Raw genomic sequence first — 16,879 nt, 5'->3', positions numbered from 1 at the left:
AGCCATGGCAGCGTGGATCGGACAGCACACCGCCTTCTTCTGCAGTTCAGCGCATGAACTGCATCACTGCGCCTGCTTGCCTGCCTGGTAGCGCTTCCAGCTGGTCGAGAGAAATCCATACCCGGCTGCCAGGGCGCCGCCCACCAAGGCACCCAGGAGCCCCAGTACGCCCTTGGAGAGCCCGACAGGCTGAGGGGATACGCCTGCCACAGGCCCGACCGCCATCTCGCCAATCAGCTTGGAGAGCCCGACAGGCTGAGGGGATACGCCTGCGGGTTCTATCAATCCGGCAGGACGGGTGGTGGGAGGCATCAGCAGAGCCTGCTGCTCCATGAGCTTTTGCTTGGCCATGGCATAGGCTGTGGCATTGGCCGAGCGGGCCACTGCCTGCAGAGCCATATCCGTGGCGGAAAGTGCATGAGCGGAAGAAGCGGCTGTCTTGTTCTGGACATCCAGACTGCTGACCATGGCCTGCGCGTCATGGATATACGCCTGGATCTGATGCCGGCGCTGCGTCAGAAGCACATTCTGCTGTTCGGTCAGAACGGATGCGACCTGATTGATGACAGCCAGGCCCAGCGTGGGGGAGGGGGCCTGAATGGTGACTTCGATGTACTTGGCGTCCTTGACGGGGGTGAAGATGGCTTTCTGCCCCAGTTGCTTGAGCCACTTCAGACGGTCAGACTCTCCCAGTGTGCCGCCATGAATCAGGCGGTCGACCACTCTGGCACGAAAGGAGAACGACTGCAGGCGGGCCATGGTATCTGGCACGCTTTCGAGCAGGTTGTCGGATTGCGCAAGCTGCAGCACGCCATGCGCCTCGTATTTGGGGGGCAGCAGGAATCCGGCACCCACCCCCAGGCAGGCTCCCACCACCATTCCGGCCGTCCAGGTGCGCCAGGAGGAGAGCAGGGCATCTGCAATCTGCATCACGTCCAGTTCGTTTTCTTCCTGCTGGCGCGAATCGACATAGCGCACACATTGCAAATCGCTGCCATGCGCGGGACGAGAAGATGGCTGAGAGGAAAGGTCTGAAGTAGGCATCCACCGATTATAGGAAAGGTGCTATTTCTTCCCTTCTGGAAACTACTACCTCTGTGCCATTTTCCCGTTGTTGTGGCTGGGCATGGCAGCGGGGCCAAGCATCTCCTCAGGCATTCATGCGAGCCGGCGACCGATCCAGCGGGTCACGAAGGCATGTCCTTCATGCCCTGCGCCTTCGGTCAGGGTGGTGTCGCACTCCTGTCCCAGGAGTTCTTCCATGCCGTCCGCAAAGTCCGTACGCAGCATGTCCAGGGTGTACAGCATGTCCGGATCCTTGGGGCCGCCGCTGTGAAATTCGAGCTGGCGGGGATGGAAGGTTTCCAGAATGAGGATGCCTCCAGGCTGCAGGGCGCGCACTACCTTGTGGTGCACGGCCACACGCAGCGCAGGCGGCAGATGCAGATAGATGATGGCTGCGCCCCTAAACCCCGCAGGGGCAGGTTCCCATTCGGCCAGATCGACCTGCTGGGCATCCAGGGAAACGCCACGCCGTTCGGCGAGTGCGCGCGCCTTGGCTACACCCACCCCGGATCCATCAAGCGTGTGAACCTCGAAGCCCTGCTCGGCCAGCCATACTCCATTGCGGCCCTCTCCATCTCCAGGCACCAGCACACAGCCTGGACGAGCCAGGCGATGGGCTTCCTGCACCAGAAACGCATTGGGCGTCTCGCCGTATTTGTATCCTTCTGCCTGACTGTAGTTCTGATCCCAGAAGCTCGACATGCACATTCCTCCATGCGGGTCATGATGTGCGGCAGCCATGCCGTGGCTCCGCTTGCCTGCATTGTCGCAGCTGCATCGGGCCATGTTTCCGGCAGGGACATGGCAGGGCAACAGACGGTGCAATCCAACCGCCCGGACTGGAGCGAAAAGGGGAATGAAACGGCCCTCAGGGAGCGGGGGCAAGAGTGACATCGAGCCCATCGTGACGCACTGCGATGGTCTTGGGCAGGTAGTGGTACTGCCTGGCCTTGGCCAGATCCGAGGCCGAAAAGCGGTAGATGGGATAGTCGTTGAACGCGCGTTCTCCCATGGCCACCAGTGCGCGGCCCAGCTGGGGATTGGCGGGTGCGCCGCCCTGACGCAGATCGAGTGCCTGCACATGCACCTGTGTCATGCGCACGCTGTAGTCGGTGGTGTCGAAGCGCAGACCATAGGTCACCAGGGCCGTGCCATGGATGGCTGGCAACCAGCCTCCAGCGGAAGGAACATCGACCACCAGCTCGGTTCCGAGTCGGTTGTTGGGCGCATCGAAGTGCAGCCTGGGCTGGCTGAGCGTCACGGCAAACAGCCCCAGTGCCTCTTTGTGCATGGGAAAACGGTCATTGAGTTTCTGCTGCAGCTTGCCTCCATCGACATGCAGGGTATGCTCGCCGGCCCAGTTGGCCGAACAGCCCGTCATGCCCAGAGCCCACATCACCCCTGCCACCGCCAGCCGATGCCAGGTACGGCGGTGCACAGAGGGAACAGGATGCAGGACAGGAGAAGAGAAGTTCGTGGACGACATGGAAGGAAGGCGAGCGGAGGCCGAATGCAGCGGGGCTTCAGGGCATGGCATGATGGCAGGACACCCGACTTGGCCGGAAGGCGACACAGGCACACCATCGAAGCATGTGGCGATTGTGCCTCTTCTGACCGGAAGGGAATGCATCCGTTTGTATGAGCCCGCGCCTGAAAAAGGAGACCCCTGAATGCCTGACCTTTCTGCCCCCGTCTGTTCTGAAACCGTGTCCTGCCCACTGTGTGCGTCAGCAGGAGGAGAAGTGGTGTGGCAGGGGGCGCGCTGGAGGCTGGTGCACGCCGAGGAAAAGGGATTCCCGGGGTTCTATCGCCTGATCTGGAATCGCCATGTGGAAGAGTGGAGCGATCTCGATCACACGGAGCGCATGGAGGCCATGGAAGCCCTTACCCAGATCGAGAAGGCCATGCGCGAGCATCTGCAGCCTTGCAAGATGAATCTGGCGACACTGGGCAATGTGGTGCCGCATCTGCATTGGCACGCGATTGCGCGCTTCGAGTGGGACAGCCATTTTCCCAGGCCCGTATGGGCCGATCCGCTGCGCGAGCCGGCTCCCGAACAGCTGGCCGAAGTGGAGCGCCGGAGGGGGGCCCTGGAGCGCCATCTGGCGGTCATTCTGGAGACCCTGGACCCTCTGGCAACGGGGGCGCTGCAGCGATAGCCTTCTGCTGTGGCAGAAGGGGGAAGGGGCGGCGCCTTGGCCCGGCTGGCTGCCAGCGTGTACAGCCCGCGCGGAACAGCGAGTCGAGCGGCACAGACGCTCTCGGTGTGCCTTGGTGTGCCCCTCTCTGCTGCGGATGGACGCATGAGCCGTAGAGCATCGCTGCACCGCAGAGGCTGAAGGGGCTTGGTCCTTCCGTGCCGCTGGCTGCTCAATCGTCTGCAGTGCTGCGCTTGCGGGCCTTGGGCCCCTTCTTGTTCTTGTGGGCATCGTCAGAGGATGTCCGGTCTTCACTGGCGCGCCTGTCTTTGGTGGCCGACTTGGTCGCCGTGGCTTTTCTGGATTTGGCAGAAGGTGCGTCTTCCTCTTCGGCGCGTGCCTTGCGCCCGGCTGCCTTGGCGTTGCGGGACTTGGCCTTGCCTGTATCGCGGGCGTCTTCGTCCTCCCTGTCTTTGCCTGCAGTGCGGCGCTTGCCTGTCTGCGAGCGGGAGTCGGCAGCAGCCGCCTTGTCGGCTTCCTTCTTGTTCACGGCCTTGCGGCGGGTGCTGCTGGGTGCGGGAGCTTCGGCATCGTCCTCGGTTGCACGGGACTTCCTGCGGTGGTCTGCCGCCTTGGCTGCAGACTTGCGGGAGGTCTTGGCGTCATCTTCCTCATCGGTCTGACGGCCACGCTGAGCTGCAAGAGCGCTGCCTTTGCGGCTCTTCACGCCATTGCGTCGATCGCGGCTGTTGTCCTCTTCCTCGGTGGCCTGTGCCTTGCCGTGTCCGGCAGTGGCCGGTTTGCCCTTGCGGGAAGTGGATGTGGGTGCCTGTTCTGCCGCTGCGTCCTTGCGGCTGCGTCGGTCCTTGCGAGAACCCTTGGCCGGTGCGGTGTCCTGTTCGTCCGCAGTGTCGCGTCCCGCCTTGGAACGGGTCTTGCCGTGCACCGGTTTCTTGGCGGTGTCCTCGTCGTCCTGGGTGTCGGCCGGATGCCGGCGCTGCTTGGTGAGCTGCCGGGTGCGGGTGGGCGCTTCGGTGTCCTGTTCCTCGTTTCGGGAGGCAGCGGTACGGCGGCGACGGGCACGGCGTGCATCCTCTTCCTCGCGCTGGGCTTCGAGGCGGGCCTTGCGCCGCGCCTGCTCGGCTTCCATCTGGGCCTTGCGTGCCTCGCGGGCAGCCTCCGCCTGTTCCTCGCGTTCCTGCTTCTGCAGGCGATTGAGCTGTGCACGCGACACATTCACCACCACGGGCTGGTTGTCGTACAGGGGGGCGCGGAGATCGGTGTGATTCCAGGCGGCGACGTTTTCAGGCGGCAGGCCGTAGCGTGCGGCAAAGGAGCCTAGCGTGTCTCCCCTGCGGGCCTTGATGGTGCCGCGCACCAGCACGATTTCGGGCGTGAAACTGAGGCTTCCGGTCTGGGCCACCAGACTGGAAATGTCCGATGTCTGTCCTTCGGTGCGGGGCACGAGCAGGGTGGAGCCGCCCTTGACCATCATGCGCGGAGGAATGCGGTTCACCGAGCGCAGCACGCCTTCATCCACGCCGCTGGACTTGGCCGCCTGTGCCACCGTCATGTTGCTGGGCACGGTCCACACTGTCCAGCTCGACAGGGACTTGCTGCTAGCCTGGGCCAGGTTCTGGCGGAACGCATCCACGTTCTTCCAGGGCAGCAGAATGCGAGGCGTCAGCGAAGCGATGACCAGCGGCTTGTTGAGCGCGGGGTTGAGGGCGCGGAAATCGTCCTCCGAGATGCCCGCGAGCTGGGCGACCATGGATACGTCGATGTCGCGGTTGATGTCGACACGGTCGAAATAGGGGTGGTTGGCCACATTGGGCAGCGAGGCATTGAAGGTGGCCGGATTGCGGACGATGTTCTTGATGGCCTGCAGGCGCGGCACGTACTGGCGCGTTTCGAGCGGCATCTTCAGATCCTGATAGCGGGCGCCCGGGTTGCGCTGCAGGGCCCGCTGCAGATTGCCCTCGCCCCAGTTGTAGGCGGCCAGTGCCAGCTGCCAGTCACCGAACATGGTGTAGAGGCGCTGCAGGTAATCGAGGGCTGCCCGTGTGGATCGCAGCACATCGCGGCGGTCATCCAGGAACATGTTCTGCCGCAGGGAATAGTGCTTGCCAGTGCTGGGAATGAACTGCCAGATGCCGGCAGCCTTGGCGCTGCTGATGGCCTGGGGATTGAAGGAGCTTTCGACAAAGGGCAGCAGGGCCAGCTCGGTGGGCATGTGGCGACGTTCGAGCTCCTCGACGATGTGGTAGAGGTATTTGTTGGAACGCGTGAAGAGCCGCTCCACCTGCTCGGGATGGGATGCATACCACGATTCCCGCGTGCGCACGAAATCGTCATCGAGATCGGGAATGGCAAATCCCTGGCGAATGCGGTCCCACAGATCGGTGGGAACGCTCAGCCCGGAGCCACCGGCCAGTCCTGCCGTTTCGCCCTGGCCGGACAGTGCTCCAGCAGAAAGGTCGGACATGCGGATGCCGACGGAGCCATTGTTCTTGTCACTGGCACAGCCCGCCAGAACGGCAATGGCAATACCTACGATCATCAGACGGATGAAATGCATGGGAAGACTACGGGGAAAAGGGGCGGTCAGAAGTGGTCTTTCCAGGCCCTGAGAGCAGCAAAGACCTCGTCGGGGCGCTGTGCCCCGGGTGCATGTGCATGCCGTTGAACGGAGAGAAGAACCTCGGGTTCTCCGGTGCGCAGAAACGGGTTGATGGCTCGTTCCAGGGACACCGTGGAAGGCAGGGTGGGCAAACCCTGGGCACGCAGGGCCTCACAGGTTTGCGCATGGGCCAGCAAGAGGAGATTGCCGGGCTCGACCACCCGCGCAAAGCGCAGGTTGGCCAGGGTGTATTCGTGGGCTGGACAGACCCGCGTGTCCGGAGGCAGGGCAGCCAGCTTCTGCAGAGAGGCAAGCATCTGGGCCGCGGTGCCCTCGAACAGCCGCCCACATCCTGCCGAAAACAGGGTGTCGCCGCAGAACAGCACAGGGGCTGCTGTCCGGGAGGCAGGGGCATCGAAGGTGCAGACGTAGGCCACATGATCAGCCGTGTGGCCAGGCACATCCAGCACCCGTGCCTGAAATCCGGGGAAGGTCATGACATCCCCTTCCTGCACCAGACGCACACGTTCCGGGGCACAGGCGGCATAGGCCGCCGGAGGCACGCCATCGGCAGCGGGCAGGCACAGCAGGGGGGCATCCGATGCGCGGGCCTTGCACAGGGCATTGATGCCCCCCACATGGTCGGCATGGTGATGCGTGACCAGGATGCCGCCCAGCACGAGCCCGTGCCGGTCGAGGTGCTCCAGCACCGGCACGGCATCCCCCGGATCCACGACCCAGGCGGATAGGGTGTCTTCCAGTATCCAGATATAGTTGTCGGTCAGCGCAGCAAGCGCAATCAGATTCATTGTTGAGCGGGTGGCCCTCAGGCCGGACGATGCATGTCGACGCAGATTATAGATTTTGCACAATGGTTCCAGACACCGGCCGGCCGTTGTCTGCAGGATTGGGAGCTCTCCCAGGGCGATCGCGCCGTGGCGGACTGCTTCGGCTACCAGGCCCTGCAGATAGGGGCGCTGAATCTGCCGCTGCTCAGAAACAGCAGGGTGCGCCATCGCTGGCTCGCTGGGCTGGAAACGCCTCAGGCGGCCTCCGCAGCCGAAGTATCCGCCTGCATGCAAGGCGCAGGCGCCGCATCGCCGCATCTGTTCCTGGAGCCGACCAGCTTGCCGTTTGCCGAGAACAGCCTCGATCTGGTCATCCTGCCCCATACCCTGGAAGCCAGCGCCGACGCCCATGCCACGCTGCGCGAAGTGGCCCGGGTTCTCGTACCCGAAGGGCGGGTGCTGATCTTCGGGTTCAACCCTCTGAGCCTGTGGGGGGGGCAGCAGTGGCACCACCTGTTCATGGATCGGCTCGGGCTGGAAGGCCCTCCCTTCATCCCGGATGTGGACGACTTCATCGGCTACCACCGTCTGCAGGACTGGCTGCACCTGCTCAATCTGGACATCGACGCGGGGCGTTTCGGCTGCTATCGCCCGGGCCTGCACAGCCAGACCTGGTTTGACCGACTAGGCTGGATGGAAAAGGCAGGGGACCGCTGGTGGCCCATTCTGGGCGGTGTGTATTTCCTGCAGGCCGTCAAGCGCGTGCGCGGAGTGCGTATGATTCAGCCCCGCTGGAAGCTGGCCAAGCTGGCGCGTGGCAGCATGCCCGTGGCCCAGCGTCGACCAGCGGCGCGGCGGGACATGACTCCATGAGGAATCGGACATTCAGATGACAGAAACAAGCACGCAGCACGTGACCCTGTATACCGACGGGGCCTGCAAGGGCAATCCGGGACCGGGTGGATGGGGGGTATGGCTCCAGAGCGGTCCGCACAGCAAGGAACTTTTCGGCGGTGAGCTCAACACCACCAACAACCGCATGGAGCTCATGGCGGTGATTCAGGGCCTGTCGGCGCTCAAGCGCCCCTGCCACGTCACCATCTATCTCGACAGCCAGTATGTCCGGCAGGGCATTACCGAATGGATTCATGGCTGGAAGAAAAAAGGCTGGAAGACAGCGGCCAAGCAGCCCGTCAAGAACGCCGAACTGTGGCGCGCGCTCGACGCGCTCGTGCACGACGGCACGCACCGCATCGAGTGGCACTGGGTCAAGGGCCATGCAGGCATCCCCGGCAACGAAAAAGCCGATGAACTGGCCAATCGGGGAGTCGATCAGGCCCTGGCCTCGGGGGCAGGCTCGGCACTGCATTCCTGAATGCTTCATCCTCCTGCCGGAGGTGCGCCTGCCGGGTGGATGTGTCCTCTCTCACGCAGGGCGAGAGAGGGCGTGAACTGTTTCTCCGGGTTTTGGTGGTACGCTTTTCGTGATTTTCCCCTCGCCTTTTCTGTTGGTTTCCCATGTCCAGCTCTGACTCCCCTTCTCTCGTTTTCGTGCTCAACGGTCCCAATCTGAACCTGCTGGGCTCGCGGGAACCCGACATCTACGGCGCTGCCACTCTGGCGGATGTGGAGCGTCTCTGTGCTTCCGCCTGTACCCGGCACGGCTGGACGCTGGACTTCCGGCAAAGCAACCATGAAGGCGATCTGGTCGATGCCATCCACGAGGCCGGGCGTGCCCATGCCGCCGGGCGACTGGTGGGTGTCGTGCTCAATGCAGGGGCCTATACGCACACCAGCGTTGCGCTGCTCGATGCCATCAAGGGCACGTCCATCCCGCTGGTGGAACTGCACATCAGCAACGTGTTTGCGCGGGAGGCCTTCCGCCACCATTCGTACATTTCCCCCGCTGCGCGGGCCGTGATGTGCGGATGGGGCGTGCAGGGATATGCCATGGCCATCGACGGCATGGCCAGCTGGCAGCCGGCATAAGGAGGCGCTTTCCCATGCATACCGAGCCTGTTCTTGCTCCCGCATCCCAGTCCGCTGCCGCATTTTTGCCTGCAGAAGATGGCCGCCCCCTGGACGGACGGCGCATTCTGCTGGGTCTGACCGGCGGCATTGCCTGCTACAAGTCGGCTGAGCTCTGCCGCCTGCTGGTCAAGGCCGGCGCCCAGGTGCAGGTCATGATGACCGAGGCTGCCGGGCAGTTCATCACCCCCGTCACCATGCAGGCCCTCAGCGGCCAGCCGGTGATCCTTTCGCAATGGGATGCGCGCAGTGCGGATCACATGCCGCATATACACCTCGGACGGGATGCGGACGCCATCGTGCTGGCTCCCTGCAGCGCAGACTTCATCGCCCGTCTGGCCCAGGGCCGATCCGACGAACTCGTCAGTCTCACGTGCCTGGCGCGTCCGGCGGGCAAGCCCCTGCTGGTGGCCCCCGCCATGAACCGCGAAATGTGGGCCCATCCTGCCACGGTACGCAATGTGGCCCAGATTGCGGCAGATGGAGCCCAGGTGCTGGGGGTGGGGTGTGGCCCGCAGGCCTGCGGAGAAACCGGAGATGGCCGGATGCTGGAACCGGAGCAGATCCTGGAAGCGCTGGTAGCTCACTTCACTCCCAAGTTGCTGGCAGGCGTGCAGGTGCTGGTCACTGCCGGCCCGACTTTCGAGCCGATCGACCCCGTGCGCGGCATTACCAATCACTCCAGCGGCAAGATGGGGTTTGCCATTGCCGCAGCAGCCGCGCGGGCAGGCGCGCAGGTCACGCTGGTGGCTGGCCCTGTGCAGCTCCCGACACCGGCGGGCGTACAGCGCGTCCAGGTGCAGACAGCCCGGCAGATGCTCGATGCCGTGCAGGCCCATGTACCGGAGCAGGGTGTCTTCATTGCCACGGCAGCCGTGGCGGACTGGCGCCCTGCCGCGTTTTCCGACACCAAGATCAAGAAGGATCCCCAGGCCCAGATCCCGACCCTGCACTTTGTGGAGAATCCCGACATTCTGGCCACCATCGCCCAAAGCCCTCAGGCAAGGGCAGGGCGCCTGTACTGTGTGGGATTTGCCGCAGAGAGCCATGACCTCCTGCGCCATGCACAGGCCAAGCGGCTGCGCAAGCAAGTGCCGCTGCTGGTGGGCAACATCGGCCCCGCCACCTTCGGCAAGGACGACAACGCCCTGCTGCTGGTCTCGGATCACGAAGTGATCGAATTCCCTCGCGCTTCCAAGACGGCTCTGGCCGCCCAGCTCATCACCTATGTCTCGCAGCGGCTTGCAGCCATGGCAGCAAGCTGAGACGGTGCAGCACACCCAGATCGGATGCTGCCTTTACCTTTTCGGCCTTTCGGGCTGAAGCAATGAGAAAGCCACGGGCAAGAGGAGGGCGCTGGCGCCTCACCTCCTGCGAGCCTCACTTGCAGTTGGCAGCAATGGCCTCTTCGGCCCGCTTGAGCTCGGCCGCCTTGGCGGTGTCATCCATGATGATGCGTTCTCCCTTGGCATTCATCGTGGAGACGCGGTAGCCGGACTGCAGCGTGTTGCGATAGCTCTGCGCACGCTGGCAGTTGTCGGCCTTGACCTTGGCTTCCTTCTCGGCGGCAGCCTTTTTCCTGGCTTCCTCTTCCGCATTGCCGCCAGCCGGCTTGGACGCAGCGGCATGTGGAACAGCCGAAGCAGCCGTTCTGGACACGACAGTGTGCAGGCCGTGCGAGCCAGCGCCCGGGCGACGCAGAATGTTCTTGGCCGGCACACTCGATGGCGGCGGACGGTCACTGTAGACCTTGTGCCCTGCGTGATCGATCCATGCCCACTGGGCAAAGGCCCCCGTGGCCGCGCTTGCCGCCAGGACCAGAAAACCCTGCCGCATGATGTGAAGTGTCTTTTGCATGCTGATTCGCATCCTCGTCTTCTTCTTGCGAAGACCCAAGTGTAGCCCTCCGGATGGCGGGCAAAGGCACATCCCGGCCAAGCGGCGCTCTGCACGCGGGTGGCAAGACCGAATTGCAACAGGTACAATCTCTCTTTTGGAGGAATACCCCATGCGTCTGCTCGGCAAAGCGCTCACATTTGACGACGTTCTTCTGGTGCCCGCCTATTCGCAAGTGTTGCCCAAGGACACTTCGCTCCGCACCCAATTCACCCGCGACATCACGCTCAATCTTCCCCTCGTGTCCGCTGCCATGGACACGGTGACCGAGGCCCGTCTGGCCATCGCCATGGCGCAGGAAGGCGGCATCGGCATCGTGCACAAGAACCTGACTGCCCAGGAGCAGGCAGCCCAGGTCGCCAAGGTCAAGCGCCACGAAAGCGGTCTTCTCAAGGACCCCGTGGTCATCACGCCCGACACCACGGTCCTGCAGGTCAAGCAGCTCTCCGACGAGCTGGGCGTGTCCGGCTTTCCCGTGATCGACGGCGGCAAAGTGGTAGGCATCGTCACCAACCGCGACATCCGCTTCGAGACCCGTCTTGATGTGCCCGTGCGCGACATCATGACCCAGCGCGAAAAACTCATCACCGTTCCCGAGGGCACCGCCCCCAAGGACGCCAAGGAGCTGCTCCACAGGCACAAGCTCGAACGCCTGCTGGTCGTCAACGATGCCTTCGAGCTCAAGGGGCTCATCCTCGTCAAGGACATCAACAAGCAGACCAACTTCCCCAATGCAGCCCGTGACGAGAACGGCCGCCTGCTCGTAGGCGCCGCTGTCGGTGTCGGTGCAGGGACCGAAGAGCGGGTGGAAGCCCTGGTCAAGGCCGGGGTCGATGCCCTGGTGGTCGACACGGCCCACGGTCACAGCCATGGCGTCATCGAGCGCGTGCGCTGGGTCAAGCAGCACTATCCCCAGGTGCAGGTCATCGGCGGCAACATCGCCACCGGCGAAGCTGCCAAGGCCCTGGTCGAAGCAGGTGCCGATGCCGTCAAGGTAGGTATTGGCCCCGGCTCGATCTGCACCACCCGCATCGTCGCCGGCGTGGGCGTTCCCCAGGTCACGGCCATCGACAACGTGGCCACGGCACTGCGCGGCACGGGCGTGCCCCTCATTGCCGATGGCGGTGTGCGCTTCAGCGGCGACATTTCCAAGGCCATCGCGGCAGGTGCCAGCACCGTCATGATGGGCGGCATGTTTGCAGGCACCGAGGAAGCTCCCGGTGAGGTCATCCTCTTCCAGGGCCGCAGCTACAAGAGCTATCGCGGCATGGGCTCCATCGGTGCCATGCAGCAGGGCAGTGCCGATCGCTACTTCCAGGAAAGCAGCACCGGCAACCCCAACGCCGACAAGCTGGTTCCCGAAGGCATCGAAGGGCGCGTCCCCTACAAGGGCTCTGTCGTCGCCATCATCTACCAGATGGCTGGCGGCCTGCGGGCCAGCATGGGCTATTGCGGATGCGGCACCATCGAAGACATGCGCAACAAGGCCGAGTTCGTCCAGATCACGGCAGCCGGCATTCGCGAAAGCCATGTGCATGATGTGCAGATCACCAAGGAAGCGCCCAACTACCGCGCAGACTGAGCGTTCTCTGCACGCGTGACGTGACATGACATGACACACGGCCAGTGCCTGCCCGGCGGACACTGGCCGCATTTTTTCCATCCTCTCCATCTTTGGCGGTCATTCCGCCTTCTTGCAGGTAGCACTCCATGCAGCATGACAAGATTCTGATCCTCGACTTCGGCTCCCAGGTAACCCAGCTGATCGCTCGCCGCGTGCGTGAAGCCCATGTCTACTGCGAAGTGCACCCCTGTGACGTCAGCAGCGAATGGGTGCGCGAATTTGCCTCCGACGGCAAGCTCAAGGGCGTGATTCTGTCCGGCAGCCATGCCAGCGCCTACGAGGAAAGCACGGACAAGGCGCCCGATGCCGTGTTCGAGCTTGGCGTGCCGGTGCTGGGCATCTGCTACGGTATGCAGACCATGGCCCTGCAGCTGGGCGGCAAGGTGGAAAGCGGGCGCCAGCGCGAATTCGGCTACGCCGAAGTGCGTGCGCATGGCCACACCAGGCTCCTCGATGCGCTGGCCGACTTCACCACGCCCGAAGGCCACGGCATGCTCAAGGTCTGGATGAGCCATGGCGACAAGGTATCTGCCATGCCCGAGGGGTTCAGCCTCATGGCATCCACCCCGAGCTGCCCCATTGCCGGCATGGCTGACGAAGCACGCGGCTATTATGCGGTGCAGTTTCACCCCGAAGTCACCCATACCGTGCAGGGCAGGGCCATGCTGGAGCGCTTTGTGCTCGGCATCTGCGGCGCAGAACCCGACTGGATCATGCGTGACCATATCGAGGAAGCCGTCAAGGCCATTCGCGCGCAGGTCGGAGACGAAGAAGTCATCCTCGGCCTGTCCGGCGGTGTCGATTCCAGCGTGGCGGCAGCCCTCATCCACCGCGCCATCGGAGACCAGCTCACCTGCGTCTTCGTCGACCATGGCCTGCTGCGTCTCAATGAAGGGGACATGGTCATGGAGATGTTCTCCGGCAAGCTGCAGGCCAAAGTCATCCGTGTCGATGCCAGCGACCTCTTCCTGAACGCCCTGGCCGGCGTCTCCGACCCCGAGCAAAAACGCAAGATCATCGGTCGCCTCTTCGTCGATGTCTTCAAGTCCGAAGCCGAGAAGCTCAAGGCCAGCGGCACCGGCCACAAGGGCGCTACCTTCCTGGCGCAGGGCACCATCTACCCCGACGTCATCGAATCCGGTGGTGCCAAGAGCAAGAAAGCCGTTGTCATCAAGAGCCACCACAACGTGGGCGGCCTCCCCGAACAGCTCGGACTCAAGCTCCTCGAACCCCTGCGCGATCTTTTCAAGGACGAAGTCCGCGAACTCGGTGTGGCGCTCGGTCTTCCCCATGACATGGTCTACCGCCACCCCTTCCCCGGTCCGGGCCTCGGTGTGCGCATCCTCGGTGAAGTCCGCAAGGAATACGCCGACCTCCTGCGTCGTGCCGATGCCATTTTCATCGAGGAGCTCCGTGCCTGCATCGACCACAACAGCGGCAAGAGCTGGTATGACCTGACCAGCCAGGCCTTCACCGTCTTCCTGCCCGTCAAGAGCGTGGGCGTCATGGGCGACGGCCGCACCTACGACTACGTCGTGGCCCTCCGCGCCGTCCAGACCAGCGACTTCATGACCGCCGACTGGGCCGAACTGCCCTACGCCCTCCTCAAGAAAGTCAGCAGCCGCATCATCAACGAAGTCCGCGGCATCAACCGCGTCACCTACGACGTCAGCAGCAAACCGCCTGCTACGATTGAGTGGGAGTAAATTTCTCTCGTTTCAGGACTTCCCATGGCGTGTCGGTTCTTCCGAGAAACGCAGTCCTGACAAGAGGTTAGCGTCCCACTTGGTCCCATGCTGCTTCGCCGGTGCCCGACAGTTCTGTCGGTACCGGTGACGGTATCGGTGAACTGATCCTCCAACTACCGTCCTTGATACCGTCAAGTGGTCTGACGGTATCAACTGACGGTATCAAGTTGGAGGAAAAGATGATTACTGACAAGCAGTTACGGGCGCTGAGACCATCTGAGAAGGTCTACAAGGTCGCCGACCAGCAAGGGCTGTATGCAACGGTCCTGCGAACGGGGAGCATCAGCTTTCGCTACGACTACCGACTCAATGGCCGCCGCGAAACCCTGGTGATCGGACAGTACGATTCGACGCTCGCGGCCAGGAAGCCGCGAGAGGCGTCGACCCTGGAGTACGGCATGTTGGTGTCGCTTGCGGAAGCGCGCCTGCTCCTGGCCAATGCACGGCGCGCTATCGAGCAGGGCGACAGCCCCTCCCGCGCGAAGGTGGAGAAACGGGTCGAGGCCAATGAGGGGGTGACGTTTGGCGGATGGGCTGAAAAGTACTTCGCCGAAGTCAAGCTGGCGGAGTCGACGCGCGCAATGCGCAGGGCCGTCTATGACCGCAACCTGGCCACGGAGTTCGGCCGTCTCAAACTGGAAGAGATCACGCCATCGCGCTTGATGGCGAGATGCGAAAAAATCAAGGAACGAGGAGCGCCCGCGCCGGCAGTCCAGTCGCGGGACATCGTGCTGCAGATCTTCCGCTTCGTCCAGGCGAGAGGGTTGAGGATTGAAAACCCTGCGGAGGCGATTCGTCCGAGCGCCATTGCTGCCTTCAAAGTCAGGGACCGAGCCCTTTCTCCGGAGGAAATCCACAAGTACTTCAACGCGCTCGAGGAGGTCTCATCCGCGGCGACGCTGCGTCTCGCGGTCAAGTTCATGTTGCTGACGATGGTGCGAAAGAGCGAATTCACCCAAGCCAAGTGGGAGGAAGTCGATTTCGAGGCGGGTGTGTGGACGATCCCCAAGGAGCGGATGAAGGCGAGCAGACCACACAACGTCTAGTCGTTGCAGCGCAGCAGGTGCTGGACCACGTTGGTGCCCGAGCCTGCAGCCTGGCCGTAGAGCAACTGGCTGATGGAGGTCAGCGTCGGAGCGATGGGCTCCGGATCGCGCCTCGATTCCTCCGGGTAGTAGATGACGGTGCCGACCATGCTCATGATCAGCTCGCGTTCGGTGTCGTCCAGGTACGCGCCGGTGTCCCTTCATTGACGGGGTGCAGGAGCGTCACCCAGTTGGGCTCGATCCAGAGCCAGCGGCGCTCGCCGCGCGGCATGTCCGGGTGCGCCAGCTCGATCTCGGCGAGACTGCCCTGGACGGAATCGAACAGCTGGATCATGGCGAAGTGGACGGGCATGGCAACGAGGGACGGCGAAGCAATGCCAGTATTTTCCCAGCCACTGCTTCGAGCCCCTGTTTTCGGCTTGGCATCGTGTGCGCCGATGCCAATGCGCTCAAGGTCGCAGGATCGCCTGGGCCTTCGCCCGCGCTTCGCGGTCCTGGTCACGCTCCAGTTCGGGCAGAGCAAGTCCTTCGTCGCCATCGACGTACAGCGGCCCGCCGAAGTCGCTGTCGTAGAACTCGCCATCGTTCGAGCCGCCGTCGTGGCGGGCTGCCAACGTGGAACGCGTCAGGTCTTCACCGCGCGCCAGCGCCACGTACTGCCAGACCCAGGCACGCACCGGATCGTTGTCGGCAAGAGCGTGCTCGGCAGCGTCTCGTAGCCAGTGCATGCTGGCTCGGGGGGCCATGCGTTCTTGGGCCCAGGGGTCACCGAGATCGGCGAGGTCTTCCAAGGCTCGGCGAGAACCCGCCGCGGCGGCCTGGCGCAGCCACCGGGTGCGGGATTCGAGGCTCGTGGCCACCCGCGCCATCTCTTCGGGGTCAACGTGGCCGTCCAAGCGTTCGGCCAGGGCGATGAACTCCGGGCGCTCGAAGACCGTCCCGTACTCCAGCGCAGCGGCGCGCACACCAGCTTCGGCGGCAGCCTTCAAATGAGCCTCATAGCGCACATACAGGGGCGCCAGCAACAGATACTGCTCGACCCAGCCACGTTCGCTGGCGGTGAGCTGGCGCCCCTTCAGCGACTCTTCGTAGAGGTAGGGATTGGGCTTCCTGCAACGGAACAACGCAGCCAGTACCTGATGTGCATGCGGGTTCTTCGTCGCGGCGTGCTCCAGGCTCTCCAGGAGAAGTTCCGAGGAGAGGAGCTGCTCGCGGGGGAGGGCGGTCGCGTTTTCCGATGGACGGGGGGCATCGTCCCAGTCATCCAGGTCTTCATCCGCATCGCCGTCCTCGTCATCCGCGCCAAGTGCTGTGGACTGCGTGGCCATGGGCAGCAGTGGTGCCAGCGTCGTCCAGCGAACCACACCCAATTGCTTGTCGGCGATGAATTCGCTCAGAGCGTCCGCCATGGCCAGCGCCTCGGTTTGACCGTACTGCAGTTGCAGCGCGCGGCCGGCGATCTGCGGCCCAGCGGAAGCCTGCGGGGCCTGACCGACACCATGGTCCGCCAACAGCGCGTCCGTGGTCAGTGCGGCCCAGGTCCTGTAGCCGAAAGCCGCGGCCAGCAGTTCGTGTACGTGGCTGTGGCGGATGTCGCGGCCCGCGCGGGCCTGCAGGGATTGGTGCGCGGCGCGCGCCAGTGCTTTGAAAGTCATGCGTCTTCCTTTCGGTTCACCTCGCCGCATCGGGGCAGACGCACGCGTTTAAGTCCCCGATGACGAGGTCCGGAAGGGAGATCGATAACGATGGAAGAAGAGCCTGTTTCTACTCGCGTGCAAGTACGGCGGGCGCCTGGTCGATAATTATAACTAGATGTCAGGTCCCGGATGATTGCGTACGTTCTTTTCAAACAACGTGGGATGTGACCCCTGCCATCGCTTGAGAGCCTGAACGGGCGTTTCATGCCGCAGGGCTTTCTGTGGAATC

General features: G+C 63.4%; 16 protein-coding genes and 2 pseudogenes. 8 read left to right on the top strand and 10 right to left on the bottom strand.

Going from position 1 to position 16,879, the window contains the following annotated elements; translation table 11 throughout:
• Nucleotides 1-63: 63 nt before the first annotated feature.
• The 3 genes from ACE3P9_RS10045 to ACE3P9_RS10035 all read right to left on the bottom strand — a co-directional run bounded on the left by ACE3P9_RS10045 (nt 64) and on the right by ACE3P9_RS10035 (nt 2,551).
• Nucleotides 64-1,044, bottom strand: a complete 981-nt coding sequence (locus ACE3P9_RS10045) for a Wzz/FepE/Etk N-terminal domain-containing protein (RefSeq protein WP_374493835.1) — start codon at nt 1,042-1,044, stop codon at nt 64-66.
• Between the two features lie 114 nt (nt 1,045-1,158).
• Nucleotides 1,159-1,767, bottom strand: coding sequence for a class I SAM-dependent methyltransferase (locus ACE3P9_RS10040; protein WP_374493833.1), 609 nt, complete (start codon nt 1,765-1,767; stop codon nt 1,159-1,161).
• A gap of 166 nt (nt 1,768-1,933) precedes the next feature.
• Nucleotides 1,934-2,551, bottom strand: coding sequence for a hypothetical protein (locus tag ACE3P9_RS10035; protein ID WP_374493831.1), 618 nt, complete (start codon nt 2,549-2,551; stop codon nt 1,934-1,936).
• A 184-nt stretch (nt 2,552-2,735) separates the two neighbouring features.
• Between ACE3P9_RS10035 and ACE3P9_RS10030 the strand changes: the two genes are divergently transcribed.
• Nucleotides 2,736-3,224 carry an HIT family protein gene (locus ACE3P9_RS10030; RefSeq protein ID WP_374493829.1) on the top strand — a complete coding sequence of 163 codons (489 nt, stop codon included), beginning with the start codon at nt 2,736-2,738 and terminating at the stop codon, nt 3,222-3,224.
• 211 nt (nt 3,225-3,435) lie between these two features.
• Here the strand turns inward: ACE3P9_RS10030 and ACE3P9_RS10025 are convergent, their stop codons facing one another.
• Entirely contained in the window at nt 3,436-5,781 is a 2,346-nt protein-coding gene (locus ACE3P9_RS10025; RefSeq protein WP_374493827.1) for a transglycosylase SLT domain-containing protein, read from the bottom strand.
• Nucleotides 5,782-5,807: 26 nt separating this feature from the next.
• Nucleotides 5,808-6,632 carry a hydroxyacylglutathione hydrolase gene (gloB, locus tag ACE3P9_RS10020; RefSeq protein WP_374493826.1) on the bottom strand — a complete coding sequence of 275 codons (825 nt, stop codon included), beginning with the start codon at nt 6,630-6,632 and terminating at the stop codon, nt 5,808-5,810.
• Between the two features lie 33 nt (nt 6,633-6,665).
• On the opposite strand from gloB, the gene ACE3P9_RS10015 reads away from it, so the two are divergent.
• From ACE3P9_RS10015 to coaBC, 4 genes are all read left to right on the top strand, one after another.
• Nucleotides 6,666-7,484 carry a class I SAM-dependent methyltransferase gene (locus ACE3P9_RS10015; protein ID WP_374493824.1) on the top strand — a complete coding sequence of 273 codons (819 nt, stop codon included), beginning with the start codon at nt 6,666-6,668 and terminating at the stop codon, nt 7,482-7,484.
• A gap of 16 nt (nt 7,485-7,500) precedes the next feature.
• The gene (rnhA, locus tag ACE3P9_RS10010) at nt 7,501-7,986 is read left to right on the top strand and encodes a ribonuclease HI (RefSeq protein ID WP_374493823.1); all 486 of its coding nucleotides are present in this window, start codon (nt 7,501-7,503) and stop codon (nt 7,984-7,986) included.
• Nucleotides 7,987-8,129: 143 nt separating this feature from the next.
• The gene (gene aroQ, locus ACE3P9_RS10005; RefSeq protein WP_374493821.1) at nt 8,130-8,600 is read left to right on the top strand and encodes a type II 3-dehydroquinate dehydratase; all 471 of its coding nucleotides are present in this window, start codon (nt 8,130-8,132) and stop codon (nt 8,598-8,600) included.
• A 14-nt stretch (nt 8,601-8,614) separates the two neighbouring features.
• A complete protein-coding gene (coaBC, locus tag ACE3P9_RS10000; RefSeq protein ID WP_374493819.1) occupies nt 8,615-9,904 on the top strand; it encodes a bifunctional phosphopantothenoylcysteine decarboxylase/phosphopantothenate--cysteine ligase CoaBC in 1,290 nt (429 codons plus the stop codon).
• Between the two features lie 115 nt (nt 9,905-10,019).
• Here coaBC and ACE3P9_RS09995 read toward each other — a convergent pair whose 3' ends face one another.
• Nucleotides 10,020-10,496, bottom strand: a complete 477-nt coding sequence (locus ACE3P9_RS09995; RefSeq protein WP_374493818.1) for a DUF4124 domain-containing protein — start codon at nt 10,494-10,496, stop codon at nt 10,020-10,022.
• Between the two features lie 151 nt (nt 10,497-10,647).
• Between ACE3P9_RS09995 and guaB the strand changes: the two genes are divergently transcribed.
• From guaB to ACE3P9_RS09980, 3 genes and pseudogenes are all read left to right on the top strand, one after another.
• Nucleotides 10,648-12,117, top strand: coding sequence for an IMP dehydrogenase (gene guaB, locus ACE3P9_RS09990; RefSeq protein ID WP_374493817.1), 1,470 nt, complete (start codon nt 10,648-10,650; stop codon nt 12,115-12,117).
• A gap of 128 nt (nt 12,118-12,245) precedes the next feature.
• Nucleotides 12,246-13,865 (top strand): glutamine-hydrolyzing GMP synthase, encoded by a 1,620-nt coding sequence (gene guaA / locus ACE3P9_RS09985; RefSeq protein ID WP_374493815.1) that lies wholly within the window; start codon nt 12,246-12,248, stop codon nt 13,863-13,865.
• A 221-nt stretch (nt 13,866-14,086) separates the two neighbouring features.
• Nucleotides 14,087-14,950: pseudogene (locus ACE3P9_RS09980) on the top strand (tyrosine-type recombinase/integrase); the annotation flags it as partial.
• Here ACE3P9_RS09980 and ACE3P9_RS09975 read toward each other — a convergent pair.
• The 4 genes and pseudogenes from ACE3P9_RS09975 to ACE3P9_RS09960 form a co-directional block, all read right to left on the bottom strand.
• Nucleotides 14,950-15,108, bottom strand: a complete 159-nt coding sequence (locus ACE3P9_RS09975; RefSeq protein WP_374493813.1) for a hypothetical protein — start codon at nt 15,106-15,108, stop codon at nt 14,950-14,952. The pseudogene ACE3P9_RS09980 and the gene ACE3P9_RS09975 overlap by 1 nt on opposite strands.
• Nucleotides 15,109-15,110: 2 nt before the next feature.
• Nucleotides 15,111-15,305, bottom strand: a complete 195-nt coding sequence (locus ACE3P9_RS09970; protein ID WP_374493811.1) for a hypothetical protein — start codon at nt 15,303-15,305, stop codon at nt 15,111-15,113.
• A 97-nt stretch (nt 15,306-15,402) separates the two neighbouring features.
• Complete coding sequence (locus ACE3P9_RS09965) at nt 15,403-16,608, bottom strand: hypothetical protein (protein ID WP_374493809.1); 1,206 nt, start codon at nt 16,606-16,608, stop codon at nt 15,403-15,405.
• A gap of 153 nt (nt 16,609-16,761) precedes the next feature.
• A pseudogene (locus ACE3P9_RS09960) lies at nt 16,762-16,879 on the bottom strand (IS481 family transposase); the annotation flags it as partial.

Origin of the sequence: Allobrachymonas sp. (genome assembly GCF_041912815.1) — a bacterium.
Taxonomy (GTDB): Bacteria; Pseudomonadota; Gammaproteobacteria; order Burkholderiales; family Burkholderiaceae_C; genus Brachymonas.
Note: the sequence above shows the minus strand (reverse complement) of the source record. Positions and strands in the feature narration are given on the sequence as shown.

What these genes read in the sequence shown, in the direction of transcription:
- guaB (WP_374493817.1), top strand. Translation starts at nt 10,648, where the DNA reads ATGCGTCTGCTCGGCAAAGCGCTCACATTTGACGACGTTCTTCTGGTG.
- ACE3P9_RS10030 (WP_374493829.1), top strand. Translation starts at nt 2,736, where the DNA reads ATGCCTGACCTTTCTGCCCCCGTCTGTTCTGAAACCGTGTCCTGCCCA.
- ACE3P9_RS10045 (WP_374493835.1), bottom strand. Translation starts at nt 1,044, where the DNA reads ATGCCTACTTCAGACCTTTCCTCTCAGCCATCTTCTCGTCCCGCGCAT.
- gloB (WP_374493826.1), bottom strand. Translation starts at nt 6,632, where the DNA reads ATGAATCTGATTGCGCTTGCTGCGCTGACCGACAACTATATCTGGATA.
- guaA (WP_374493815.1), top strand. Translation starts at nt 12,246, where the DNA reads ATGCAGCATGACAAGATTCTGATCCTCGACTTCGGCTCCCAGGTAACC.
- coaBC (WP_374493819.1), top strand. Translation starts at nt 8,615, where the DNA reads ATGCATACCGAGCCTGTTCTTGCTCCCGCATCCCAGTCCGCTGCCGCA.
- ACE3P9_RS09995 (WP_374493818.1), bottom strand. Translation starts at nt 10,496, where the DNA reads ATGCAAAAGACACTTCACATCATGCGGCAGGGTTTTCTGGTCCTGGCG.
- ACE3P9_RS10025 (WP_374493827.1), bottom strand. Translation starts at nt 5,781, where the DNA reads ATGCATTTCATCCGTCTGATGATCGTAGGTATTGCCATTGCCGTTCTG.
- ACE3P9_RS09965 (WP_374493809.1), bottom strand. Translation starts at nt 16,608, where the DNA reads ATGACTTTCAAAGCACTGGCGCGCGCCGCGCACCAATCCCTGCAGGCC.
- aroQ (WP_374493821.1), top strand. Translation starts at nt 8,130, where the DNA reads ATGTCCAGCTCTGACTCCCCTTCTCTCGTTTTCGTGCTCAACGGTCCC.
- ACE3P9_RS09970 (WP_374493811.1), bottom strand. Translation starts at nt 15,305, where the DNA reads ATGCCCGTCCACTTCGCCATGATCCAGCTGTTCGATTCCGTCCAGGGC.
- ACE3P9_RS10040 (WP_374493833.1), bottom strand. Translation starts at nt 1,767, where the DNA reads ATGTCGAGCTTCTGGGATCAGAACTACAGTCAGGCAGAAGGATACAAA.
- ACE3P9_RS09975 (WP_374493813.1), bottom strand. Translation starts at nt 15,108, where the DNA reads ATGAGCATGGTCGGCACCGTCATCTACTACCCGGAGGAATCGAGGCGC.
- ACE3P9_RS10035 (WP_374493831.1), bottom strand. Translation starts at nt 2,551, where the DNA reads ATGTCGTCCACGAACTTCTCTTCTCCTGTCCTGCATCCTGTTCCCTCT.
- ACE3P9_RS10015 (WP_374493824.1), top strand. Translation starts at nt 6,666, where the DNA reads ATGTCGACGCAGATTATAGATTTTGCACAATGGTTCCAGACACCGGCC.
- rnhA (WP_374493823.1), top strand. Translation starts at nt 7,501, where the DNA reads ATGACAGAAACAAGCACGCAGCACGTGACCCTGTATACCGACGGGGCC.